At 66.4% G+C, this 9,972-nt stretch carries 9 protein-coding genes; 7 read left to right on the top strand and 2 right to left on the bottom strand.

Annotated features, from left to right (window positions below; genetic code table 11):
• The 7 genes from ABFE16_12215 to ABFE16_12185 form a co-directional block, all read left to right on the top strand.
• Positions 1-593, top strand: a 593-nt coding sequence (locus ABFE16_12215; protein ID MEN6346054.1) for a hypothetical protein, incomplete at its 5' end; no start/stop codon positions are given.
• Between the two features lie 34 nt (positions 594-627).
• Positions 628-1,485: an alpha/beta fold hydrolase gene (locus ABFE16_12210; protein ID MEN6346053.1), complete on the top strand. Its 858-nt coding sequence runs from the start codon at positions 628-630 to the stop codon at positions 1,483-1,485.
• The gene (locus tag ABFE16_12205; protein ID MEN6346052.1) at positions 1,472-2,680 is read left to right on the top strand and encodes a glycosyltransferase family 4 protein; all 1,209 of its coding nucleotides are present in this window, start codon (positions 1,472-1,474) and stop codon (positions 2,678-2,680) included. The genes ABFE16_12210 and ABFE16_12205 overlap by 14 nt, the downstream gene beginning before the upstream one ends.
• The gene (locus ABFE16_12200) at positions 2,677-3,810 is read left to right on the top strand and encodes a glycosyltransferase family 1 protein (GenBank protein MEN6346051.1); all 1,134 of its coding nucleotides are present in this window, start codon (positions 2,677-2,679) and stop codon (positions 3,808-3,810) included. The genes ABFE16_12205 and ABFE16_12200 overlap by 4 nt, the downstream gene beginning before the upstream one ends.
• A complete protein-coding gene (locus ABFE16_12195) occupies positions 3,794-5,056 on the top strand; it encodes a glycosyltransferase family 4 protein (protein ID MEN6346050.1) in 1,263 nt (420 codons plus the stop codon). Before ABFE16_12200 ends, ABFE16_12195 begins: the two co-directional genes overlap by 17 nt.
• A 75-nt stretch (positions 5,057-5,131) precedes the next feature.
• Positions 5,132-6,862, top strand: a complete 1,731-nt coding sequence (locus tag ABFE16_12190) for a lipid II flippase MurJ (protein MEN6346049.1) — start codon at positions 5,132-5,134, stop codon at positions 6,860-6,862.
• Positions 6,852-8,018: a glycosyltransferase family 4 protein gene (locus ABFE16_12185; protein ID MEN6346048.1), complete on the top strand. Its 1,167-nt coding sequence runs from the start codon at positions 6,852-6,854 to the stop codon at positions 8,016-8,018. The genes ABFE16_12190 and ABFE16_12185 overlap by 11 nt, the downstream gene beginning before the upstream one ends.
• A 24-nt stretch (positions 8,019-8,042) precedes the next feature.
• Here ABFE16_12185 and ABFE16_12180 read toward each other — a convergent pair whose 3' ends face one another.
• Both ABFE16_12180 and ABFE16_12175 read right to left on the bottom strand, forming a co-directional pair.
• Positions 8,043-9,431, bottom strand: a complete 1,389-nt coding sequence (locus ABFE16_12180; protein ID MEN6346047.1) for a tetratricopeptide repeat protein — start codon at positions 9,429-9,431, stop codon at positions 8,043-8,045.
• Entirely contained in the window at positions 9,394-9,945 is a 552-nt protein-coding gene (locus ABFE16_12175) for a FumA C-terminus/TtdB family hydratase beta subunit (protein MEN6346046.1), read from the bottom strand. Before ABFE16_12175 ends, ABFE16_12180 begins: the two co-directional genes overlap by 38 nt.
• Between the last annotated feature and the right edge of the window lie 27 nt (positions 9,946-9,972).

Here is a 9,972-nt window from a genome sequence, read left to right as displayed (position 1 = left end):
GCGATAGCGAGGGCGACTTCGGGCAGTTCACTCCGGCCGACTGGCTGCAGGACCTCCTGGCGACCGTCGAGCACGTCAGAGGGCTCGGCAAAGCCACCTGGCTCGGACTTGCCGGCCTGCGGTTGGGAGCAGCTCTGGCTTCCCAGGCCGCCGTCCCGTGCGAGGCCGACGCTCTGATTCTGTGGGAGCCCATCCTCGATGGCAAGCGCTACGTGTCCCAGAACCTGCGCCGGTCCATGATCAAGGCCATGCTCACGGAGGGCGACAAGTTCGACGCCCAATCGGTCTCCGAGCGCCAGGACTCGGACCTCATCGACTTCGACGGGTACGAGGTGAGCCAGGAGACGCGACGCTGGCTTGAAGCGCTCCAGATGGGGGCTTCCGAGGCCACCTTCGGCGGCCCGACTCTGGCGCTCAACATCGGCCCGCGGGAGGAGCCGGGCGAAGCCTACCGCCGGCTTGCCCAAAGCTACCCAGAGGGAACAGCCTTGGGTCTGCGTCTCGAGCCCTTCTGGAATCGCATCGGCCTCATCGACTGCAACCCCGCGCTCAACCTGACCCTTGACTGGCTGAAGACCCACTGCGGGGCCTGAGGGCCTCAGCTCAACAGGCCACCTGCGAGGACCCATGGAACAGCATCTCCACTTCGACTGCGAGGGAAGCCGACTACTGGGGGTCTTGCACCTTCCCGAGGGAAGCGTGCGGCCGGTCGGCCTGGTGCTGCTCCACGGCTGGGCCGGCTATCGAATCGGCGCCCATCAGATGTTCGTGAAGCTGGCCCGGCAGGCCTGTGAGCGTGGCTTTGCGGTCCTGCGCTTCGATTTCCGAGGTCGCGGTGATAGCGAGGGCGATGCTGCCACGACCACCCTGAGCACGATGATCCAGGACACGGTCGCCGCCTCTCAGGTCATGCTCTCTCAGGCCGGCGTCAGCAAGCTGGCCTTCCTCGGCGACTGCTCCGGGAGTGAAGTTGCGATCGGGACCGGGACCCTCGTGCCGGAGTGCACCCAGTTGATGCTCTGGTCGGCTCCCATCGTCGGCGCCAGTCGTGACGCCATGGACAAGGCCAAGAAGAAGGGCATCCTGCGGCAATACGCCGCCAAGCTGTTTCGACGCGAGACCTGGTCGAAGCTGATCGGCGGCAAGCTGCAGCTCGGGATGATCAAACGAGCCATGCTGGGTGGAGGCAAAGGAGCGGGGGAGAAGGGCAGTGCCTCTGACAAGGACATCGACTGGATCGGCCGGTTCGCGGGCTTCAGGGGTGACGTGCTCTTCGTCTATGGCAACGCCGATCCAACGACTCCGGATTCTGTCGCGCACTTCCAGCGGCTGACCGAGACGGCCCGAAGGCCCTGGCATTGCCACCTGGTCGAGGGCGCGAACCACGCTTTCTACTCCCTGCCTTGGGAGCGGGAGGTCATCGGCGCAAGCCTCGATTGGCTTGAAGCCCGCAGCCTGGAGGGCGGTTCCGGTGCCCACCCGTGAGGAGGGCAGCCGCGAGAACCCGCCAAGGCGCCAGGGGCGCGACGACCGGCCCTTGAAGGTCCTCTATGTGCACCACGCGCCGATGGCCGGTGGCGCCTGCGAGAGCCTGTTGTCCCTCTTGCGCCATCTGCCGCCCGAGGTCGCGGGCACCTTGCTGAGCCCTCCGGGAGGAGCGCTGTCAGTCCCGGGGGCCGCTGGGAGGGCTGACCTGCGGCCCGTGTCCCCGCTGCAGCTTCACTGGTCTCTATCCCCGGCGGTACTGCTCAAGGCGCGCGCCGACCTCGCCAGACTCTCCCAAGAGATTCTACGAGCGCAGAAGGCCTTTGCCGCCGACCTGATCCATGCAAACACCTGGCCTGCGGCTCTGGCGGCTACCCAGGCACGCCTCGGCGGCGTCCCCGTGATCTGGCACGTGCGTGACCTGCGAATTCGACCGGTCGTTTTGAACCGTCTCGGCGGGCAGGCCTCCGACTGCATCGCCATCTCCCGGGCGGTGCGAGAGTTCCTCCTGGCCCAGGGAGCGGCGCCCGAGAGGGTGCACCTGGTCTACAATGGGCTTGACCGGGAGGAGTTCCGCCCCCGGCGTAGCCGAGACGAAGTGCGTCAGGAGCTGGGGCTGCCTGCTGAGGCACGCGTCATGATGGCCGTCGGCGACCTGGTGACCTGGAAGCGCCACGACCTGCTTCTGGAGGCGGCAGCAATACTCCAAGCGAGAGTGCCTGACCTTCTGCTTGTGGTGGTCGGCGGCCATGGGGAGCGCCATGAGCAGCGTCGAAGCGAGTTGGAGAAGCTGGCGCAGGACCTGGGCGTCGCGGGGATGGTGCGCTTCACGGGCCATCGCGAGGACGTCGCGGATCTACTCCAGGCCTGTGACGTCTTCGTTCATGCAGCGCTGGATGAGCCCTTCGGTCGCGTGGTCCTGGAGGCCATGGCCCTGGGCAGGCCGGTGGTGGTCTACGACGCCGCCGGTCCCGGCGAGCTGGTACGAAACGAGGTGTCAGGCCTCGCGGTGACGCCGGTCGGAAGTGCCGAGGCCCTTGCCGGGGGTGTGCTGCGAATGCTGACAGAGCCGGACCTGGCCCTGCGCTGTGGTGAGCAGGCCCGGGAGCGGGTCGCGGCTGAGTTCACCGCGGACAGGATGGCGGCGGAGACGGTCGCCCTCTACCGACGAGTCCTCGAAAGGTCCGAAGCGTGAGAGTGCTGGTCGACGGGATGCTCCTGGGCGACCGCCCCAGCGGGGTCGAGGTGTCCATCGAGGGCCTCTGTCGGGGCCTTGGGGCGCAGATCGGCGCTCATGAGTTCATGGTCGTCCACCGCCCGAGCTATCAGGCGGAGGCGCTGCAAGGCCCGGTCCTGACCACCCATGCGGCACCGGGCTGGACCTGCAGCAGAGCCGGTCGCATCCTCTGGGAGCAGTCCGCGCTGTCGCGCTTCGCTCGCCGTTGGGGTGCAAGGGTGCTCCATGCGCCGGGCTATGTCATGCCCCTCTTCTGGAGAGGGGGGTCCGTGCTGACGGTCTACGATGTCCTGGCGCTGAGTCACCCCGAGTGGTGCAAGCGCAGCAACGTCTGGCACTACCGGCGTGCCCTTCCGGTCAGTCTCCGTCGCGCGACCGTGGTAGTCGTCCCCAGTGAGGTCGTGCGCCGTGAGGTGGTGGCCTGTGCTCCGATCGAGGCAGGCAAGGTTCGCGTGATCCCGCTGGGCCTTGGCGATCAGTTCGCGCCGGTGGAGGAAGGGACTGTGGCCCGAGCCCGGGAACTGTACCAATTGCAGAAACCTTATTTGCTGTGGGTGGGGAATCTCGAACCCAAGAAGAACGTGCCCGGGCTGATTCGGGCCTTTGAGGCTGCAAGCAGTCGGATCCCGCACGACCTGGTTCTGGCCGGCAAAGTCGGCTGGCAGGCGCAGGCCTCCTTGCAGGCCCTCGCAGAGAGCCCTGTTGCCGGCCGATTGCGGCGACTGGACTACGTGCCTGCGTCCGACTTGCCCGCCCTCTATGCAGGGGCTGACCTTCTGGTTCACTGGTCGCTGTATGAGGGCGCCGGGCTGACGCCGCTGGAGGCCCTGGCGTGTGGGACGGCAGCCATCGTCTCAGATGGCGGCGCGCTCCCCGAGTTGGCCGGTCAGGTGGCACCGGTCGTTCCCCTTGCCGCGGGACCGGAGGCGCTGGCGGAGCAGATCGTGTCCCTGCTGGGTGATTCCGACCGGCGCGCTCGCATCGTCGCCGAGGGACAGGCCTTGGTCTCACGTCTTCGCTGGTCCCGGTATGCACAGCATATTGTCGCGCTCTATGAGGAGGCAGCAGCCCTTGCGTCATCGTCGTAAGCCTGGAACAGGACGGCTCGGAGTGGTTGTGGGTGAGTTCCCCTCAACCTCCGAGACCTTCATCCTGCGTGAGATGCTCGAGCTGGAGAAGCGCGGGTTCGACGTGGTACCCGTGGCGCTCTCGTGTCCTGTTGAGGAGGAGACCCATGCAGACGCCACGGACCTCATTTCCAGGACGCTGTACGCTCCGAAGGGGCTGTCGGTGGGCCTGCTGTTGCGGCAGTTCGTGGCTCTGATCCGCTACCCGGCAGGCTATGGGAGCGCCCTGGCCCTCGCCCTCACCCGGGGACTGCGCCAAGTTCGATCCCTGCGCGAGTTCGTCAGCTCACTGCTCATCGCCGGTTCCTTGGCCGCGTCGGCGGCAGGGCGTTCCATCAGCCATGTCCACGCTCAGTTCTGCACAAAGCCCTCCACCGTTGGCCTGATGCTCGCCGAGATCCTCGGCGTCACCTTCAGCATGTCCTGCCATGCACGGGACATCTTCACGGGCGACGCGGTCCTGCTCGGCGAGAAGCTCGGGGCTGCGGAGTTCACCGCGGTATGCACTCAGCACGGGCTGGAGCGACTGCAGCGGGTCCATCCTCTACAGACACGAGAGCGGCTGCATCTCCTCTATCATGGCATCGATCCAACCAGATTCATGCCGCCCCTGGAGCGGCATGAAGGACCGCCCATGGTACTGGCTGTGGGGCGACTGGTCGAGAAGAAGGGCTTTGACATCCTACTCCGAGCAGCGGCGTTGGCTCGTTCGCGAGGCGCCCAGTTTGAGTTGCACTTCGTGGGAGATGGCCCGGAGCGCGAGGACCTCGAGCGACTTGCTTCCGGCCTGGGGCTGCGTGATGCTGTCGTGTTCCACGGGCGCATGACCCAGGAGGAGCTAATGCCCCTCTACGAGCAGGCACGAGCCTTCGCCATCGCCTCCATTGTCACGGCGGATGGGGACCGGGACGGCATCCCCAACGTCCTGCTCGAGGCTCTGGCGATGGGCGTGCCGACCGTTGCGACGAACACCGGCGGCATCCCGGAGTTGATCGAGCACGAAGAGACCGGGTTGTTGGCGAAGCCCGGCGATCCAGCCGACCTGTCTGAGCAACTTGAGCGGATCCTCTATGACGAGGAGTTGCGCGACCGGGTCAGGAAGGCCGGACGCGAGCGCGTGGCTCTTGATTTTGACATCACACGGAACATCGACGGGCTTATCACGTTACTGGACAAGTGTATCGACCGAGACGCGAAGGGTGCCTGAGCCCGCACAGGCGAGCGGTAACCATCACGCCAACCGAGGAGCAGGGCCGGAGGCACCAGTATCTCCGAGGCCACTATGGAAGAGGATCTCACGCCTGCAGACAACGATGCTGCACCCTTCAAGGACCTGGAGCGGTCGGATCTTGAGTCTGACGCTCGGGCCGGAAGACAGATGGGGATCGCTGCCATCATCATCACCGCCTTTCTGGCCCTCGGGCGAGTGATGGGGATCGGCAAGGAGGTCGTGCTGTCCAGCCTCGGGGCCGGACGGCACACCGACGCCTACAAGATCGCCTACAACAGCGTCATCTACACGATCTACACCAAGGTCGAGAAGCTGATGCGCCCCACGTACCTTCCCGAGTTCGTGCGGGTGCGCCGGGAAGAGGGAGAAGAAGCGGCCTGGGACGTCACCAGCGTGATGACCGGGTTCCAGTTCGTCCTGCTGCTGATCCTGGCGGCCTTGTGTGTGATCTTCGCCGAGCCGCTTCTTCTGCTTGTAGGAGCCGGGTTGGCCGACTCGCCGGAGGACCTGCACCGCGGTGTCGTGATGCTGCGAATCATGGCTCCCGCCCTGGTGCTCTTCTCGCTCTCGGTCATGCCCGAACTCACGCTCCATGCCTACAAGCGCTTCACCCTTCCCGCAGTCGCGGAGGCGGCCTTTCGCACGGCTCTTGTCGTGATCTTCGTCGTGCTGGTCGCCCTCCTGTGGCCGGGCCGACCCAAGGATGCCGTCTATGGGGCCGCCTGGGCAGTGTTGATCGGTGGCAGCATCCGCTTTCTCGTGCAGCTACCCGGCCTGTGGAGCAAGCTGCGGATGTTCCGCTTCACGGCCGACGTATGGCGGAACCCTCATGCACGCACCGTCCTCCGGCTGATGCCCCCGGTGGTGCTGGGGCTGATCTTCGCCACCTTGCGTACTTGGGCCGACAGCCGCTTCGGAAGCGTGATCGGCGAGGGCGTTTACACGTGCCTCGACTTCGCCCGGAAGATCCCCGACGTGCTGCTTCAGACCCTGGCGCTGGCTGTCAGCTTCGTCGTCTACCCGTTCCTGTCCGAGTGGGCGATCCGTGGCGAGAAGGACAAGATGGCCGATGCCCTGGTCACGATGACGCGCGCCATGGCCTTCATCTTCATCCCGGTCAGCGCCGCCCTGATGATCGCCTCGCTGCCGCTCATCCAGCTCATGTACCAGCATGGCGGCTTCACGAGCGAGCAGGCCGACCTTTCTGCACTGGGCGTCTACTGGTACTCGCCCGGTCTGTTCTTCTCAGCGCTGGACGCTCCCATCAACCACTGGTACTTTGCGCTCAAGGACACCACGACGCCGAACGTGATGGGCGTCGTGTTCGTGATCGTCCACATCCTCATTAGCTACTTTGGTGTCTATCATCTCGGCGCGACGCCGAAGGCCAAGCTCTCCTGGGTCGCCGCGGCCCTGACCATCAGCAAGACCGGCAAGATCCTCGTGCTGTACGCGATGCTCCGCGGGCGCATCGGCAAGATCAACCGGGCGGCCGTCGTGAGCTTCGCAGTGAAGCTGGCAATCTGCACCGGCGTGATGGTGATCGCCCTGCTCCTGGCGAACCAGCAGGCGACGCCCATGCTGGAGACGATGCTCGCGGGTCGCGGAGGCGTGAAGCTGCAGTCGCTTGCGGAACTGGCGATGAACTTCGCCGTAGCCGTCGTGGTACTGCTCGGCGTCGCCGCCGCCCTGCACATCGAGGAGCTCAGCATCGTCAGTCAGGCTCTGCGCAAGGTCACGGGCAAGATCGCCGGGAAGCTGGGACGAGGTCGTGGCAAGTAGCCGACTGCGGGTCGTGCAGGTCCTCGAAGCGACCGTCGGCGGCACTCGGAAGCACGTCCTGGACCTGTGCCGGGGACTGGATCGTAAGTGCTTCGAGTTGCACGCGATTCTGTCCGCCGAGCGTGATCCCGCGCCGGAGGAGACCCGGCAGACGCTTGAGGACGCCGGCGTCGCCGTCACCCTTCTCCCCATGGTCCGCGGGCTCTCCCCGGGCCGCGACCTCGCTTGCCTGCGGGCCCTGGAGCGAGAGCTCGGGCGTCTGCAGCCCGACATCGTCCACACCCACAGCGCCAAGGCTGGTGTGCTTGGGCGGATTGCCGCCCATCGCGCCCGTGTGCCGGCGGTTCTGTACACTCCCCACGGCTTCCCCTTCCTGATGCACGTGCCTGGGCCGCTGCGCTTGGCCTATCTGCTGACCGAGAGGCGACTGGCGCGAATCACCACTCGGCTGATCGCGGTCTGCGACAGTGAACGCGAGGTCGCGCTGACGGCCGGAGTCGGCCGTCCTGAGCAGGTCGTGGTGATCGAAAACGGCGTGGCCTTCGGGCCCACGGCGCAGGTCGACCGTGAAGCGAAACGCAGGCAGTTGGGGCTCCCTGAGGAAGCGCTCGTGATCCTGTGCGCCGGGGATGTGCGCAAGCAGAAAGGGCACGCCTACGCGGTAGCGGCTCTGGAGACGGTCCGGCGGCAGATGCCCCAGGCGAGACTCCTGGTGGCCGGTGATGTGGGCGCCGCGAGTGGTGGTCTGCGCCGGCCGGCTGATGGGTCGGTGCAGTTTCTCGGCCCGCGAGATGACGTGGCCGAGCTGATGGCCTGCACAGACGTCTTCTGCCAGCCGTCGCTGTGGGAGGGCTGCCCCTATGCGGTGATCGAGGCTGCCGGAGCGGGTTGCGCCGTCGTCGGCAGCGACATCCCGGGCATCCGCGACATCGTGCACGAAGGACAGACGGGTTGGCTTGCCCGCCCAGGCGACTCTGCAGACCTTGCGCGGGCTCTGCTCGCGGCGCTGGCGGATCCGCAGGAAGGTCGGCGACGTGGTGAGGCAGCCTCAGCCCTGGTGCGCGAGCGCTACACTTTGGAGCGCATGGTCGCAGGCACCGCGCAACTGTACGAGACCGTCGCAAGCGAAACACAGGGGAGGACGAGTGGGGGATAGCATCACACTGACCGGTGCTGCAGTCTACGTCGCGGCCTCTTCAGGCGGTTGCAGGGAAGCAACCTGCTGCGCCAGCGCCTCGGGGACCTCCTCGCCAGAGGCCTTGGAGAGCTCCAGCGTCTCCCGCAGGCACTCGGCGATGCGTTGCCGGCAGTACTCCGAACCAGCCCAGGCCGGGATGCGTCCGGCATATCCCACTGAGCGTTCGGCCTGGCGCAGCGCCTCTGCATAGTGCTTCCGCCGTGCATGGAGAAGCGCCTGGGCAGCGGTGGCGAAGGCGCAGGCCAGTTCGTCACCTGAGCGCTGGACGGAGAACACTCGTTGAGCCACCTCGAGCTGCTGTGCTTCGAGGTAGTGCAAGGCCGCGATGCCCGCTGTGAGGCCTCCGGTACCCCGACGTTGCACGGCCGCCACAGCGTCCTGGACAGCCTGTTCCGCTTCGCCACGCAGCACACGCACGCGGACGATCTGGTCGAGTGCCTGCGCATCCTGCGGCCTTCGGCGCACAGCCTCCATCGCCTCGCTGAGCGCCTCGTGAAGATCCCCTCGTCGCAGTGCCAACTCGGACCGCAGCACCGGGGCTGTCGGGGAATCGGGCTGGCGAATCTCCAACTCGCGGATGGCCCAGTGGGCCGCCTCCAGGTTGTCGCCTGCCATCGCCGAGCGCACGATCACCTGCAGCGCCCGCGTCTGGATGCTGTCGGGCAATCCTCGCACGAGCTGGCGCGCCACATCCCGCGAGCCGGAAACAGCCAGTTGCTCAATGTGTTCAAGAACCAGCGGGAGCATCTGGCCTCGCATCCGCAGCAGGTTTCGCAGTTCGTCTCGCTGCACAAACCCCCGGCACGAGGCCAGCGCCAGTATCCGCAGAATCCGCAGATCAACCGAGGTGGCACGGCTCTCCTCAGCCCGTTCGCAGGCTTCGAGAGCCTTCGGGCTGCGACCGGTCCGCAGATGCGCCCAGGCCAGGGCCATCCAGATCTGCGGCTCGCCGGTGACGTCGGTGTCCCCGCGCATGGCCCGCTCAATCACGGTCACTGCTTCGTCGTAGCGACCAGCGAGGGCCAGCGCAATCCCCAGGTTCGCCGTCACGGCGTCATTGTCGGGAAGCACCGCACTGGCGTCCCGCAGGGAAGCGACGGCAGTTTCGAGGTCGCCGCGCTCACGGGCCAACGCCCCGTCAACGAGCGAACGCCAGCCACGAGCGCGATCGAGACGGGGATCGTACACCAGGGCTGTGCCCAGCAGCGACCGGGCAATCCTCATGCCCGGCTTGCCCAGCGGCAGGGAGATCTGGGCGGCCCAGTAGAAGGTCTTTGCGACGAGCGACGATACGGTAGTTGCCATCAGTCGGTTGCCGGTGAGCGAGAGTTCACTATCCGAGCGGCTCATCGCCCGGAAAGACGCTGCCACCGTGGGCGTCGTAGGCCACGATGACCGGGAATTGCTGTACCTGCAGTCGCCGCAGGGCCTCGGCGCCCAGGTCCTCCCAGGCGACGATCTCGGCGGCCACGATACGCTGAGCCAGCAGCGCACCAGCCCCACCGACGGCGACGAGGTAGACGGCACCGTGCTCCCTGCAGGCTTCGCGCACGGCCAGGCTGCGGTTACCCTTGCCGATGGTCGCCTTGAGCCCCAGACCAAGCAGTCGCGGTGTGAAGACATCCATCCGGTAGCTGGAGGTCGGCCCTGCAGAACCCATGGCCCGTCCCGGTGGCGTCGGTGCCGGTCCGCAGTAGTAGATCGCCTGGCCCTGAAGCGGCAAGGGAAGCTCCTGCCCGGCGTCGAGAAGGTCAAACATGCGCTTGTGTCCAGCGTCACGGGCCGTGTACACCGGACCGTTCAGCAGAATGCTATCCCCGGCGTGAAGCTCGAGAACGGCCTCTGCGGAGAGCGGAATCTGCACGGACTTGGGAGACGTGCTCATGGCAGGTGTCCATCAGGTGAGATGAGG

Source organism: Armatimonadia bacterium, assembly GCA_039679385.1.
GTDB lineage: Bacteria > Armatimonadota > Zipacnadia > Zipacnadales > JABUFB01 > JAJFTQ01.
The sequence above is the reverse complement of the archived record's forward strand: the minus strand, read 5'-3'. Positions and strand labels throughout refer to the sequence as shown.